A 13134-nucleotide genomic window follows, 5' to 3' on the forward strand; every position below is an offset into this window, starting at 1 on the left:
TCTACTGACTCAGGGCCATCTACATTTGCAAACTTATGGAATCACGGCGGCATGTTCCCTAATGGAATGAACGGCTTTATTCTTTCTTTCCAAATGGTTGTCTTTGCCTTCGTTGGAATTGAACTTGTTGGTCTTACAGCAGGTGAAACAGAAAACCCGGAAAAAGTTCTTCCAAAAGCTATTAATAATATCCCGCTTCGTATATTAATTTTCTATATTGGAGCACTTATTGTGATTATGAGTATTTATCCATGGAATGCTATTAATCCAGCGGAAAGTCCGTTTGTACAAGTTTTTGTTGCTGTTGGAATTGTAGCAGCTGCAACTATTATTAACTTTGTTGTGTTAACATCTGCTGCTTCTGCATGTAACAGTGCTATCTTCAGTACAAGCCGTATGATGTACTCACTCGCTAAAGATAAAAACGCACCAGAAGCATTAGCAAAACTTACAGCAAATAAAGTCCCTTCAAATGCGCTGTTTTTCTCAGCCATTGTTGTTTTAATTGGCGTTGTTTTAAACTATACAATGCCTGAAGGCGTCTTTACGCTTATTACAAGTATTTCAACTGTTTGCTTTATTTTCATTTGGGGCATCACGGTTATTTGTCATTTAAAATATCGCAAAACAAAACCAGATTTAGCGAAAATAAATAAATTTAAGCTTCCGCTTTATCCATTTTCCAACTATTTAATTCTTGCTTTTCTTGCCTTTATTATTGTTGTATTGGCACTTGCAGAAGATACAAGAGTTTCGCTATTTGTTACACCTGTTTGGTTTATTTTGCTTATTGTGATTTATAAAGTTCAAGCAGCAAAAATAAAGAAAGATGTAGCAGCGAAAAAATAAGAAAAAGGCGTAACCTACTAAAATAGGTTACGCCTTTTTCTTTTACATCACCCGCTTAAACATTTTCTCCATCTCATATGTTGAACAAAATGCATTAAAGTTATTGTACTATATCATATACAAAACCTTATGAAATAAGGATTCGTTACATTGTAGCTTTCGATAACAAACTGTATTTTTTTGTCCGTTGGTGGGCAAATGATGGGCAAAAAACGTGTGAACTATAGCAAGGTTCCTAATTAAAATTCAAAACAAAAGAGCACAACGTGTATAAGTAGTGCTGGAACACTCTTATACCGTCCGCCTATCCTCGCTAGGCAAACACTTGCTGTACTCTTAAATGTAGTTTAATACATTTTGGGGCTTCTTGGCAACGGTTTGCTTTCGTAGGCCGTTGCTTTTTGTTTTTAAAGGAGCCTTTATCATGAAAAGTAAAATTGATGTAATTGCTAGTGAAGAATCATTTAACAACCTTTCTAGCTTTGATGAAATTGAAGAAATGAATAGAACTGTAAGACTTTATAAAGATATACTTCATGATGTTATTAAACGTGCAGATGTAAAAGTACGCCTTATTAATTTATTGGAACTTTTAAAACGTTACAGTTGCAAACAATTAGGCGTGAGTTATATGTGTAAGAACACAATTGCATCTAAATTAGAAGTGTCTTATAAAACCGTGCAACGTTTAATGAAGAAATTAGAAGACCTAGGCATGATCCGTCAAGTAGCTATGAAGCGTAAAAAAGATATGTTACAAACCTCTAATGCAGTACTTATTGTCCCAAATGAAGATCTGTCCGACAAGACTTCCTCTAAAAAGTCCGAGAAGTGTCCGACCAATAAAACAACTTCATCTTCTTTAAAACAAAAGATAAATAATAAAGAACGTAAAGCTGTTTCTGTATTAAATGATAAGGTTAATCAATTTAAAGAGTCTAACTATATTGCTCATTGGGTTCCAGAACAATTTGCAAACTTAGCAATCTGTTATTATAACCAAGCTGAAACTGTACAAGAATTTTGGAAAGTCATTAAGCAATCTAATAGAGTTATAGACCACAGTGAGCAAAAAAGAGCCTTTAATCCTAAACAAGAATTACATATTGGAATTAAAGCATTTAAAGAGTTTGTTATGAAGATTAAACAAAATAAGAATGTAAAAAATAAATTTGGATACTTTAACGGCATTGTAAATAACTTGATGGACAAGCTTTTCTTTGATGATGAATTCTTACAGAATTATTGAGCCAAATTTAGTTTACCATTTTTAAGCCTATGTTTTGATTGCTGAACAGGTCTTGATTGTGGACGGTCACTGGTCACTGAATAAATCAGGTTCAATATTTCCTTTACCAAACTTGTATTCCACAATAAGGTGCTTTGGTTCTCTTAATAATTTAATATCCATGTAGCAATTCACAATTTCTAGGAATTGTGAAATCTTTTGAGAACCCTTTTTAATCTTATTTTCTTCAAGTGTATAAACGAATATTTCTTAATAAGGTAGTAATCACCAATTATATATAGTAATATTTCACTTGGTATTTTGAACTAAAATAGGGGGAACAAATATGAAAAAATTAAGTCTATTTGCATGCGTCACAGCTCTTTCACTTATTTTATCAGCCTGTGGAAGCAATGAAGATGCAAGTACCAATGAATCCAGTGACAAAAAGGAAGAAACCACTGTTGCTGATCAAAAGGATGTAAATAATAAAGAGGATAATGAAAAAGATAGTGCAGTAAAAGAAGAATCAAAAGAAGAAACAAAAGAAAAGTCAGAAGATGGCTGGAAGGTTAAAGAAGGGCTAGGAAAAGCAAAAGACTATGGTTATGGTTATAATGATGAAGCTGGAATTGATGGAACAGATACGCCTAGTAAGCCAATTGCATTCGGTCCTGTTAATTTGTATATCGAAAATATGACAGTTGCAGACATTAAGCCAGAAGAAAGTATGAAAGCAATGTTTAATGATTTAGATAAAGTACGTGCTGTTATCGTAACAATGAAAGCAGAAAACACTTCTGATCAAGATATTACGTTCGACCCAAACCAAGCTGTTTTAGTAACAGACACTGGTGAACAAATCGAATCTGAAATGATTATGATGGGCGAAGTTGGTGGTGACTTCTTAGGTAAAGTTAAGAAGGAAGGTCAAGCATGGTGGTTGATTAAGGATAATACAAAAGATATTAAAAATATTAAGATGGTTATCCCGTCACCATATGAGACAGATAGCTTAGAAGATATTGCTCAAGAAAAACGATTAGACTTTGAAATCTTAAATCCTGAAGATGCAAAGAAACGTGACGAAAAATAAAAAATAAGCCCCTATCCAATGGATAAGGGCTTTGTTTGTGTACCACCCACCTATTGGTAGACGAACAAACAGAATAGGTTATGTTTGTTTACTTGTTAATGTTCACTCTGACCAATTTATTATCTAATTGTGTTTGATATTCAGTCTTTAAACCTTTCTGGAAGTTTATTTTTCCAAATCAATATCAGTTCTTTAAACTGTTCAGTTTCTATTGTATTTTTATTAGGTTCTTTACTTGTGAAAAAATGTTCAAGAATCGTCATATCCTTTTTAATAAAAGCACTTGTAGCATTTAATTGAATCTCAAAATTATCATATGAGCCATTTAAAACCTTTTCAATATATTCAATATACTCGTCTGCTTCTTCCTCTGTCGCAATATCTTCTACAAAATCGGAGAATAACCCTATTTCATCTGGTAGTTTTATCCTCAATAAATCAAAGTGATCTCGATAAAATTTATATGAATATTTCATACTTTACCTCCTTTTATAAATTGGATATGCCGTAGCAATCGAACCATCTTTATTTAAATACATGTCAATCCATATCCCGGAAGATGTTTTACCTGAAAATTTGTTTTCATCTATTTGCGTTTTATTATCATAAGCTTCATTAATAGCTTCAAGTACTTGCACACGATTCCAATCTTTTGGAAAGAAACTTGATTTGGCTAATTTTATTTCCCCATTAATTTCAACTTTCGCTTTATAAATTCCATTTTTATCAGGCTTTGTCTCCGTACCTGGAACTAGCTTAGCCCCCCCCATCATACTTTCATGATGGTAACCAACAACTTTGTTCTTTTTCTCTCTCCTGTTCCATTTAACTTCCCCATGGTAGATATGTTTCATAGTTTTTAACGTATATCTATTTTCTCCTAACTTTTTAGCAAAGCTCCAGTTCATCCCCTTAAGGTTTTGTAAAAGATTATTCACATAATTCATGTTAATAACATTACGGGGTGGAGTATTACGCACACCAGCCACTGCGGGCTGCAAGGCTGGTGCTTTTTGTTTCACAGTTGCTTTATGAGCTTCTTTTACATTCTTACCTGCTTCCTTTAGAAGCTTCTTACTACCGGAAGCTCCCTTAACAGCTAAACCTGCTCCTTTGTCTCCAATAGCTGCAAGTCCAATCTCTGTTCCTGCATAAGAAAAAAAGTGACTGCGACTATAAGCATCACCATGAATAAGTTTCTCATCTACCGCAGTAACTACCCCATCCTTCACTGTGTTATATGTACGAATGGGATGCTTTCCTGCTTCATAGACTCCTTTGGCTGTGTCAACGGTGCTGTCTACAGGATGTTTCGCAAAAGAAACGATCCCATCCCATGTATCTGAAAGGGCGTCTCCCGCTCCATCACCTATTCCTTTTAATGATTGGGTAAAAGCATTTCCTTCTTCTTTCTCTTTTTTCTTCTTACTTGATCCTTCTGCCTTTCCTTTAGACGTTTTTTGAGGAGCAATTTCACTATCTAACCCTAGCGCCTGAAGAAGAGCTTCATCCGCTGCTTTTAATTCCTGATACGTTTTTGAAACGACTTGCCCTGCTTTCCCTAACTCCTCGCTATAATCTCGTATGCTCTTCTCCAATTCCTGCTGCAGGCCCTCTAATTCTCCATTCCATACTCCACTTAGTTCAGATAGAGCTCCTGACAAAGAAAAGCTAAGCTGCCCTGGAATTGCATCTATTTTTGCTTTTGCATTTTTGGTTTTTTGTTCAAGATTTTTAAGCTCATTTAAGTCTGCTTGAATCGTCCCCATGTCTAGAACATCCTTTCCAAGTTTTCCACCAACTAACATTTTACAACTTTTCAAATAGAAAAGAAGGATGAAATAAAAAGTGAATCAAAAATGAATCAGGAGAACTAGACTGAAAGCACTAAACTTTCAAGTTCACTGTATAATAATAAAGCCCCTATCCACGGATAAGGGTTTCATTTGGATGAAGGTTCTGTCACGAGTTGCATAGAAAGAACATCTTTCTCGGAAATGCCTAACAGCTTCATTTCTTGCTGTAAAGAGCGACCTTCTACCTTTTTTATAAATTTTGTAGTTCCGTCTCTTAACGTATATTCTTCATACATTGCCATTTTATTTACTCCTTTATTATATTGTCAAAGCTATTAAACTTAAATGCAATTATTTCATCTGTATCCTTATCATGTATGAGAGAAACTCTCCCCTCCATTACGAGTTCTCCCATTATAGTATCAAAAAATTGTTCATCGTATTTAAACCCTAACTTTATTCCCGTTCGTAATGCTAAACTTTGATGAACCCATTTCATTATAGCTTTGGTAGTAGGATAAACTGGAGTATTATGATCCTCTTCAATTAAAACCTTAGGGCATTGAAAGAATCAGCAGATATTCTAGGTCTTTCATATCGATAAAAGTTGAAATATGCTTATATATAATAAATCACAAAAGGAGAGGAATATAATGACACAAGAGAATAAGAAAACAAAATTACTTTTCAAAAATTTACCGTCTTTATTGAAAGATATGGAGCGAAAAAAATGGATTATTGATTCATTTCCATTTAGATACAAAGATAGACAGTATATTGTGTTATTAACTCGATACAAAGAAACTGAGAGGAAGCCACGTGAACATGCTAAAGCTAAAGTTGAATTTATATCGAGAGACAATATAAATAATTCGGTTTTGGGCTATGTTGATTTTTTCAATGTTCATTTTGATAATGTAAAAGATTTTTGTAACTTTTTTAATGTAAAAATAGGAAATGCAAATAGAGATTTATTCAAAGATTTTTCTCGAATCTTTTCTGAATTTATTCCTAAAGAAAAAGTTATTGATAAAAATGATATAGAAAGAAAGCTAATCGGAAGTCGCGTAGAGGGGAATAACCCCAAAGCAATATACTGTTATGATGTGCGACGGAATGGAAGGAAAGAAGATGGATCAACAAATAAACGAAGCATTGAAAATAGTAATAAAGCACAAGCACTACGTCCTGAACTATATGAACAATATAGGAAGGACGAGAATTTGAGCTTTTTCTTTTCAGATAAAGAAGAAGATAAAAGAAGAAATGAAGAGATTATGGAATTATTTTCTAAACGAAGAACTTAAGAGTTTACTTTTAAGCTCTTAGCAATTCACCAGTACAGGCAAAATTATGCTAGTGTTGTTTTTTCTTTTTCTATTTATATTGGCTTATAAGGGAAAAGGGGGAGTTAACCAAACCATCCGTAAAAGTATACTTTTATGGACGGTGTTTTTATAAAGACTTATTAAAGAGGGATAGAATTTAAGTAAAAAAATAGAGTATTTTGTATAATGTGGTGAGGGAGGGATGAAAGGAATGATTGAAGGATTATATGAAGCACATTTGCCAGTGAGCAACTTAAAACGTTCCATAGAATTTTATAAAGGACTTGGTCTAGAATTTTCGCATAGTCATGAGGATAGGTTGGCATTTTTGTGGATTAAAAAGAATAAAAGTTGGTTAGGACTTTGGGAAACAGATAAAGTAGAACTAGAATATCATCCTTCCATAAGGCACATTGCTTTTCAAGTTTCTTTAGATGGTTTAAGACATTCCGTTTCATGGTTAAATGAAAGAGGTTATAAACCTAGAGAAGCATTTGGTTTCGAACCTGTTGAACCATTCGTTATGGCACACAGTGGTATGGCTCATGCCAAAATTCATTTTAATGACCCAGATGGAAATAGCTTAGAATTTATATGTAAGATAGACAATCCTAAGAATATTACAAAACGAATGTACCTAAGTGAATGGGAACAATTAAATCAAAATGATTAATACTTCTCAAAAAGGCATATAAAACAAAGAGTAGTTAAAAGGCTTGGATTTTGCATTCAGTAGTGGTGTTCTATAAAACCACAAGATAATGAACAAAGTGTATAACTAATCAGCTCCTTGAAAATGATTAAATCCAAAAAAAGTCCGTCCTAAGATGGGGCGGATTTGTCATATCCAAGCTAATTTAGAGCACAGCCTGTTTATAATTTGTTATAGGTTTCATCATCGACAGGTTCCAACCATTCTGGTGTACCTGCAGTGATTGCAATGTGTTCAAACCAGCTATCTTTTGTAGCACCATGCCAGTGTTTTACACCATCATGGGTGACAACAACATCACCAGCTTTTAAGAATTGAGCAGGTTTTCCTTCTTCTTGGTACCAACCTTCGCCACCAGTTACTAATAAAAGTTGGAATCCATCACGATGAATGTGCCAGTTATTTCTGCATCCTGGCTCAAAGGTCACATTCCCAACACCAACGCTCACTTTAGGATCCGCAATTAACGTTTTTAGATAACTCTGTCCCACAAAAAATTGTGCATATGCGTCATTTTTTTCGCCTACTGGGAAAATAACGCCATTTTTTACTTCTTCATGTTTTGCCATTTTAATACCTCCAATAAACTTTATTTTTTTATTAACCAACTTGAACAGTTGGACGAACAATCAACTCATTGATAGCCACGGCTGATGGTTGATCAATGGCAAATGCAACGGTACGAGCAATACTATCAGCATCAATGGCTACTTTGTAAAATTCATCTAATCCTGCTTTCATTGTTGGGTCTGTTGTAGTTTCTAACAATTCACTACTAACAGCACCTGGAGAAACAATCGTTACACGGATATTTGTTCCATTCATTGCTTCTTCTTGGCGTAAACCTTCAGAAATGGCTCTTACCGCAAACTTGGTTCCGCAGTAAACCGTTCCACCAGGATAGATGTTATGTCCAGCTACTGAAGAAAGATTAATAACATGACCGGATTTGCGTTCTCTCATAGATGGAACGATAGCAGCGATGGCATATAAAACACCTTTGATGTTGACATCAATCATCTTATCCCACTCATCCACTTTATTTTCAGCAAGAAACGCTTGTGGCATAATGCCCGCATTATTGACTAAAACGTCAATTTGTTCAAACTCTTTAAGAGCATACGCAGCGAGTTCTTCCATTTGTTCACGAGAGGTTACATCTACTACTTTATAAATAGCCTGTCCACCATTTGATTGAATCTCATCTTGCAATTTCTTCAAACGGTCTTCACGACGAGCTGCGAGTACCAACTTCGCACCTTTTGATGCAAGTTCTTTTGCTGTAGCTTCTCCAATTCCAGAAGAAGCACCCGTAATAATAACCACTTTATCTTGAATATTAGACATAATAAATAACACCCTTTCTTAATTTTCAGGAATGATTTCATTGATGCAAGCAAATGCATTTAGTGTTCTTGGAAAGCCCATATATGGAAGGCAGTGGGTGATAGCTGTGATTAATGTTCCCTTGTCATTGCCTACATTTTTATTACCTTGTACATGTGCCTTCACTTGACCTTCGGCACCGCCTAATGCACTTATGATACAGAGCGTTAGCAGCTCTCTTGTTTTCAAATCAAGTCCGCCACGAGTGTAGAAATCCCCGAAGCAAAAAGCAGAAAGATATTCTTGTATATGCTTTTGATTTAGTGGGGCACTCTCTTGCATTTTTTCAATGACATCACCAAATATCTCTACCTGTACTGCAAGCCCTTTATCAAAACGGTTATCTTCATCTACAGTCTTTTGGCTTTCGACTGGTAAAGCGATATTCTTCGCTTTGAAAACTTCATTGACTTCATTCATGGCATTCAATGTTTTGGGGAATCCAATGTACGGAGCACACTGGTAAACAGCCTCTTTAATTTCTACTGGTGTCACCCCAATATTCAGTGCCGCCCTGACATGTGCCTTAAGCTGGGGCAGTGTCTGGTTAGTTGTAAGCACCACTAGGGTGATCAACTCACGGTGTTTGTCACTCAGATTACCTTGATAGAAAACTTCTCCAAAAATAAAGTGGCTCAGAATGTCCTGGAAGTCCGGATCAGTAGAATAGGTAGTAGGTACTCCATCACCAAATAGCTGTTGAAATTTCTCCTTGCTCTTTTCAACGCGATTCATAAATACAACTCCTTTTTGAGTTTCATTAACTCTCCTATTATTCCGAAGGAAGTAAAATTTGATGTGTTAGAAAATCGTATATTGATGCGTTATCGCACATCTGTGTATAATATAAAATGAAAAGAGGATGTCTTCAACAATCAAAATGCTATAATTTGTGCGTTATTGCACAAGTTAATTAAACTTGTGCGGTAATTTTTAAGAAAGTTTGGTGATGATTACAATGTCCAGGGTGGATAGAAGAGTACAAAAATCTCAGGAGGCCATAAAAAATGCTTTTATTGAACTGATGTCTGAAAAAAATTTTGATCAAATTACAATCCAAGATATTGCCGATAGGGCAAATGTCGGTCGAAGAACCGTTTATGACCATTACCTAGATAAATTTGATTTACTGGATAAACTTATCGAACAACATATCAACGAACTAAGGAACATATGCAAATCAACGGCTGAAATGAGTTTTACTGAGGGTAATTTGATGTGGTTTGAGTACTTTGAACAACATTCTTCCTTCTTTTCAACGATGCTAGCGAGTAAAGGGGCTCCTGCTTTTCGTAGTCAATTTCTAAAGTTTGTTATTGAGGAGTTAGAGGGTGAAGTAGAGGTTACAAAAGGGATAAATAAAGGATTTAGTAAGGATTTAATTCTTAAATTTTTCGGAGCAGCTATCGTAGAAGTCGTAGAATCCTGGTTCACTAATGGATTATCTGAACCGACTCAAGTAGTCGCGGAACAAGTAGGGGTGTTGTTAGATAGAAATTTTTAGCTTCCTACTATGAAAACAGTGAAGAAAAGTTTATATCTAGTGATTATTTCTGTTTTCTTGAACTTAATAAGCTAATTTGTGAAGGCTTTTCAACTTTAGAAATAGGTTCGTTAGGAGTGGATTTACGGATGAGAAATAAAGATGGAATAGAGGTAGCATGAATACCGTTCAGACCTGTATATTGCTCAGTAAGTTTGGCAAGTTCCTGTTGATGGGTGTAGACTTTCTCAGACATAACTTATTCTTCTTTCCCTTGATACTTATAAATATAGACAGGATATTGAGAAGATTAGGCAAAAATTTGATACTAACGGGTTAAAGGTTTCTTTATTATCTGTGACATAATAGGGGAGGATAAATCGAATTGAAACTAAAAAGTCTAATAAAAGAAAGTGGGGCCCAATCAAATGGAATATGTGAAACTCGGAAATACAGGATTGGATGTATCTAAATTTTGCCTTGGCTGTATGAGTTTTGGGGAAGCAGAGAAATGGCTTCATCAGTGGGTACTTAATGAAGAACAAAGTCGCTCTATTATCAAAAAAGCGCTTGATCTCGAAATCAATTTTTTTGATACGGCAAATGTATACTCAATGGGAACCAGCGAGGAATTCCTTGGCCGAGCTCTAAAGGATTATGCCAATCGTGATGAAATTGTCATTGCAACTAAGGTATACCAACGAATGCATGAAGGACCAAATGGTGCTGGTCTTTCCCGAAAAGCCATTATGAGTGAAATCGATAAAAGTCTGAAACGCCTTGGAACCGATTATGTAGATCTTTATATTATCCACCGTTGGGATTACAATACGCCCATTGAAGAGACAATGGAAGCATTACATGACGTTGTGAAGGCTGGGAAGGCAAGATACATTGGTGCTTCCGCCATGTACGCATGGCAGTTCCAAAAGGCATTACATGTAGCAGAGAAAAATGGATGGACGAAGTTTGTCTCCATGCAGAATCATTTAAACCTTTTATACCGTGAAGAGGAAAGAGAAATGCTGCCCCTTTGTAGGGAAGAAAAAATTGGGGTGACTCCGTATAGTCCACTTGCATCAGGGAGATTAACTCGTGATTGGTCTGAAACCACACAACGTTCCGAAACCGATCAAGTTCAAAAATACAAATATGATGCGACGGCTGAGGTTGATCGATTGGTTGTAGAGCGAGTTGCAGAAATCGCAGAAAAACGTGGTGTTCCTCGTATTCATATCGCCCTGGCTTGGCTACTACAGAAAGAATCCGTAACTGCTCCTATTATCGGTGCGACAAAAATATCTCATCTCGAAGGTGCTATAGGTTCTTTATCGGTTAAGTTAACTCCTGAAGAAATTGTCTTCCTCGAAGAGCCATATGTTCCCCATCCAATAGTAGGTCATAATTAATTTAAGAAAGAGTAAAGATATAAACATACATGTATATTAATCTACAAAACTGTCTATACTTCTAATGTATTCCCCCATATGTAAAAACCCTTTGCTAGTGGGGACGGGACCGACCCCATGAAGTAAGACAAATAAAAAACACCTTTTCGTTAAAAATCGGATACAAATGACCGAACTATAACGTGGAGGTGTTTTTTCTATGGGAACAAGAGTAAGTTATCCAGTAGAGGTTAAAATGAAGGCAATTAAAATGAGATTAGCAGGTGTGCCTGTAAAAGAAGTGATGGAAACGCTACATATTCGGAATCGTACCCTTCAGCAGCAATTTTCTCTACTCCTTGTCCCTAGCCTATTTTACTTTTATTTACATTATAAATATTAGAATCTATAGTATCTTTTACAACAGATAATAAATCTTGGTCAGGCTCTATTCGCATTTTAACTTTATTTAACTGAGAACGAAATATAGGCTTATTAGAATTTTTTTACTGTGAATGTATAATATAAAGCAGTCGGTACAATTGTGTGATTTTTATGTTTTCCTATATTGATGTTGGTTGAGCCTATAAGATCTTTATTTTCTGTTATCCCGACTCCTCCCTTTTTTAGATTGATAGTATAAGTATGTCCAAGTTTGCTATATTTCTTGCACCAGAACCATGTTAAGCATGACATCGGATTTTTTGGAGATTTTAAAAATAATAGAAACAATTTATATTATTCTTTATCAGATAAGGTATCCTTATCCTCAACAATACAACTACGTTATTAGAACTCTTCTTTCCCAATATAGAGGACGAAATGAAAACAGAAAGGGTGAGTAGAGGCTAGGCCTTAATCTCTTGGAGGATTTCCCCTAGTGTTTGCATGGTATTATTAATCATTCTTTCATATATATTTAGAATGGATTGTCCATAATTGTTACCTGGAACGGCCCATTTTCCGTTTAATGCGACCCATATCGGGGCGGATCCTCTCTGTACTAAATCAAAACGAGGGTCGATTAATGGATATTTATCTGGTAATGGTTCAGTCGATGCATAGGCAAATAAATGTTGAAAATGGGCAAGTACCCCATCTCTTGGTGTATCAAAACTCGCCCCCGGATTATCAGGTCCTATTGTTCCTAATCCGCAGAAATTGTTTTGTTCGGGTTGTACGACTCCCGTAAATCGAAAGAAGTCCGTTTCGTGAATAGCTTGGGCAAAGGCAATATCCCCTCTAATACCATAGTATTCCCCAAAAGTTAAATAATAAATTCCCAACGTAATCGCATCTGGATTTACAGTTTTTGCATACTGCTCCATGGATGCTGGGGACAGGTAGGTCCCACCTAATATAGGGTATCCAGACAAATCCTTTTGACCAGAATCAACGCCTTCAGTGACAATGTAGGCATCACTAATCCCCACATTCTTGACCTCTTTCAAACGCTTTTCTGCATTGTCTCTCTTTGAGAAAGATCCAGCCTGAACGCGATACCATGTTTCACCAGAAATATTCACGGTCATAATGAAAGATTCAATGCCTTTTGAATGTAGGACATCTACGCGTTCCTCTGCATTTTCCTTTGACTTGAAAGATCCAACTATGATCTTATAAATCGTTCCAGGATCATTAGGTTGGGGTTTCAGATTAAAAGCCTTTGCTAAACCATTGACATGACCTTGTGCTAATTTTTGACGCCACGAAGGGTCTTTCATCAAGGTAGCATCCTGTCTATTATCAATAAACCCATTTTCTGTTAGTAAGGCTGGCATGTTCGTTTCACGCAAAACATGAAAATTTGCTTTTTTTCGACCTCGATCATTAAGTTGATTGATTTTCACTATTTCTCCATGCATCAT

Annotated in this window: 15 protein-coding genes and 1 pseudogene; 8 read left to right on the top strand and 8 right to left on the bottom strand. The window is 35.7% G+C overall.

Going from position 1 to position 13134, the window contains the following annotated elements; all coding sequences use genetic code 11:
- From MOC86_RS10210 to MOC86_RS10220, 3 genes are all read left to right on the top strand, one after another.
- On the top strand, positions 1-849 hold an 849-nt coding region (locus MOC86_RS10210), incomplete at its 5' end, for an amino acid permease (protein ID WP_268584079.1).
- Between the two features lie 424 nt (positions 850-1273).
- On the top strand, positions 1274-2098 hold the full coding sequence (locus MOC86_RS10215) for a helix-turn-helix domain-containing protein (protein ID WP_268584080.1): 825 nt from the start codon (positions 1274-1276) through the stop codon (positions 2096-2098).
- 325 nt (positions 2099-2423) lie between these two features.
- Complete coding sequence (locus MOC86_RS10220; RefSeq protein WP_268584081.1) at positions 2424-3173, top strand: hypothetical protein; 750 nt, start codon at positions 2424-2426, stop codon at positions 3171-3173.
- Positions 3174-3313: 140 nt separating this feature from the next.
- Here the strand turns inward: MOC86_RS10220 and MOC86_RS10225 are convergent, their stop codons facing one another.
- The 3 genes from MOC86_RS10225 to MOC86_RS10235 all read right to left on the bottom strand — a co-directional run bounded on the left by MOC86_RS10225 (position 3314) and on the right by MOC86_RS10235 (position 5271).
- On the bottom strand, positions 3314-3649 hold the full coding sequence (locus tag MOC86_RS10225; protein ID WP_268584082.1) for a tRNA-Val4: 336 nt from the start codon (positions 3647-3649) through the stop codon (positions 3314-3316).
- A 3-nt stretch (positions 3650-3652) separates the two neighbouring features.
- On the bottom strand, positions 3653-4942 hold the full coding sequence (locus tag MOC86_RS10230) for an EndoU domain-containing protein (protein WP_268584083.1): 1290 nt from the start codon (positions 4940-4942) through the stop codon (positions 3653-3655).
- Between the two features lie 173 nt (positions 4943-5115).
- Positions 5116-5271, bottom strand: a complete 156-nt coding sequence (locus MOC86_RS10235) for a hypothetical protein (RefSeq protein WP_268584084.1) — start codon at positions 5269-5271, stop codon at positions 5116-5118.
- Positions 5272-5622: 351 nt separating this feature from the next.
- On the opposite strand from MOC86_RS10235, the gene MOC86_RS10240 reads away from it, so the two are divergent.
- Both MOC86_RS10240 and MOC86_RS10245 read left to right on the top strand, forming a co-directional pair.
- Positions 5623-6276, top strand: a complete 654-nt coding sequence (locus MOC86_RS10240; RefSeq protein WP_268584085.1) for a DUF6037 family protein — start codon at positions 5623-5625, stop codon at positions 6274-6276.
- Positions 6277-6508: 232 nt separating this feature from the next.
- On the top strand, positions 6509-6970 hold the full coding sequence (locus MOC86_RS10245) for a VOC family protein (protein WP_268584086.1): 462 nt from the start codon (positions 6509-6511) through the stop codon (positions 6968-6970).
- Between the two features lie 200 nt (positions 6971-7170).
- Here MOC86_RS10245 and MOC86_RS10250 read toward each other — a convergent pair whose 3' ends face one another.
- Genes MOC86_RS10250 through MOC86_RS10260 form a run of 3 tightly spaced genes read right to left on the bottom strand, consistent with a single transcriptional unit; the run spans position 7171 to position 9130 of the window.
- The gene (locus MOC86_RS10250; RefSeq protein WP_268584087.1) at positions 7171-7578 is read right to left on the bottom strand and encodes a cupin domain-containing protein; all 408 of its coding nucleotides are present in this window, start codon (positions 7576-7578) and stop codon (positions 7171-7173) included.
- Between the two features lie 31 nt (positions 7579-7609).
- On the bottom strand, positions 7610-8356 hold the full coding sequence (locus MOC86_RS10255; RefSeq protein WP_268584088.1) for an SDR family oxidoreductase: 747 nt from the start codon (positions 8354-8356) through the stop codon (positions 7610-7612).
- A gap of 18 nt (positions 8357-8374) precedes the next feature.
- Positions 8375-9130 carry a carboxymuconolactone decarboxylase family protein gene (locus tag MOC86_RS10260; protein WP_268584089.1) on the bottom strand — a complete coding sequence of 252 codons (756 nt, stop codon included), beginning with the start codon at positions 9128-9130 and terminating at the stop codon, positions 8375-8377.
- A 223-nt stretch (positions 9131-9353) separates the two neighbouring features.
- On the opposite strand from MOC86_RS10260, the gene MOC86_RS10265 reads away from it, so the two are divergent.
- Positions 9354-9899 (top strand): TetR/AcrR family transcriptional regulator, encoded by a 546-nt coding sequence (locus MOC86_RS10265; RefSeq protein ID WP_268584106.1) that lies wholly within the window; start codon positions 9354-9356, stop codon positions 9897-9899.
- Positions 9900-9942: 43 nt separating this feature from the next.
- On the opposite strand, the gene MOC86_RS10270 is transcribed toward MOC86_RS10265, so the two are convergent.
- Positions 9943-10134, bottom strand: coding sequence for a hypothetical protein (locus MOC86_RS10270; protein WP_268584090.1), 192 nt, complete (start codon positions 10132-10134; stop codon positions 9943-9945).
- 172 nt (positions 10135-10306) lie between these two features.
- On the opposite strand from MOC86_RS10270, the gene MOC86_RS10275 reads away from it, so the two are divergent.
- Together MOC86_RS10275 and MOC86_RS10280 are read left to right on the top strand one after the other, a co-directional pair.
- On the top strand, positions 10307-11287 hold the full coding sequence (locus MOC86_RS10275) for an aldo/keto reductase (protein WP_268584107.1): 981 nt from the start codon (positions 10307-10309) through the stop codon (positions 11285-11287).
- Positions 11288-11486: 199 nt separating this feature from the next.
- Positions 11487-11609, top strand: a pseudogene (locus MOC86_RS10280) (IS3 family transposase); the annotation flags it as partial.
- A gap of 505 nt (positions 11610-12114) precedes the next feature.
- On the opposite strand, the gene MOC86_RS10285 reads toward MOC86_RS10280, so the two are convergent.
- Positions 12115-13134 (bottom strand): SPOR domain-containing protein (locus tag MOC86_RS10285; RefSeq protein ID WP_268584092.1); only part of this gene is annotated, 1020 nt, incomplete at its 5' end.

Source organism: Priestia endophytica, assembly GCF_026790145.1.
Classification (GTDB): domain Bacteria; phylum Bacillota; class Bacilli; order Bacillales; family Bacillaceae_H; genus Bacillus_I; species Bacillus_I endophytica_A.

Coding starts and splice junctions, on each gene's coding strand:
- MOC86_RS10255 (WP_268584088.1), bottom strand. CDS start 8,356: ATGTCTAATATTCAAGATAAAGTGGTTATTATTACGGGTGCTTCTTCT.
- MOC86_RS10215 (WP_268584080.1), top strand. CDS start 1,274: ATGAAAAGTAAAATTGATGTAATTGCTAGTGAAGAATCATTTAACAAC.
- MOC86_RS10240 (WP_268584085.1), top strand. CDS start 5,623: ATGACACAAGAGAATAAGAAAACAAAATTACTTTTCAAAAATTTACCG.
- MOC86_RS10245 (WP_268584086.1), top strand. CDS start 6,509: ATGATTGAAGGATTATATGAAGCACATTTGCCAGTGAGCAACTTAAAA.
- MOC86_RS10265 (WP_268584106.1), top strand. CDS start 9,354: ATGTCCAGGGTGGATAGAAGAGTACAAAAATCTCAGGAGGCCATAAAA.
- MOC86_RS10230 (WP_268584083.1), bottom strand. CDS start 4,942: ATGGGGACGATTCAAGCAGACTTAAATGAGCTTAAAAATCTTGAACAA.
- MOC86_RS10225 (WP_268584082.1), bottom strand. CDS start 3,649: ATGAAATATTCATATAAATTTTATCGAGATCACTTTGATTTATTGAGG.
- MOC86_RS10235 (WP_268584084.1), bottom strand. CDS start 5,271: ATGGCAATGTATGAAGAATATACGTTAAGAGACGGAACTACAAAATTT.
- MOC86_RS10270 (WP_268584090.1), bottom strand. CDS start 10,134: ATGTCTGAGAAAGTCTACACCCATCAACAGGAACTTGCCAAACTTACT.
- MOC86_RS10260 (WP_268584089.1), bottom strand. CDS start 9,130: ATGAATCGCGTTGAAAAGAGCAAGGAGAAATTTCAACAGCTATTTGGT.
- MOC86_RS10250 (WP_268584087.1), bottom strand. CDS start 7,578: ATGGCAAAACATGAAGAAGTAAAAAATGGCGTTATTTTCCCAGTAGGC.
- MOC86_RS10220 (WP_268584081.1), top strand. CDS start 2,424: ATGAAAAAATTAAGTCTATTTGCATGCGTCACAGCTCTTTCACTTATT.
- MOC86_RS10275 (WP_268584107.1), top strand. CDS start 10,307: ATGGAATATGTGAAACTCGGAAATACAGGATTGGATGTATCTAAATTT.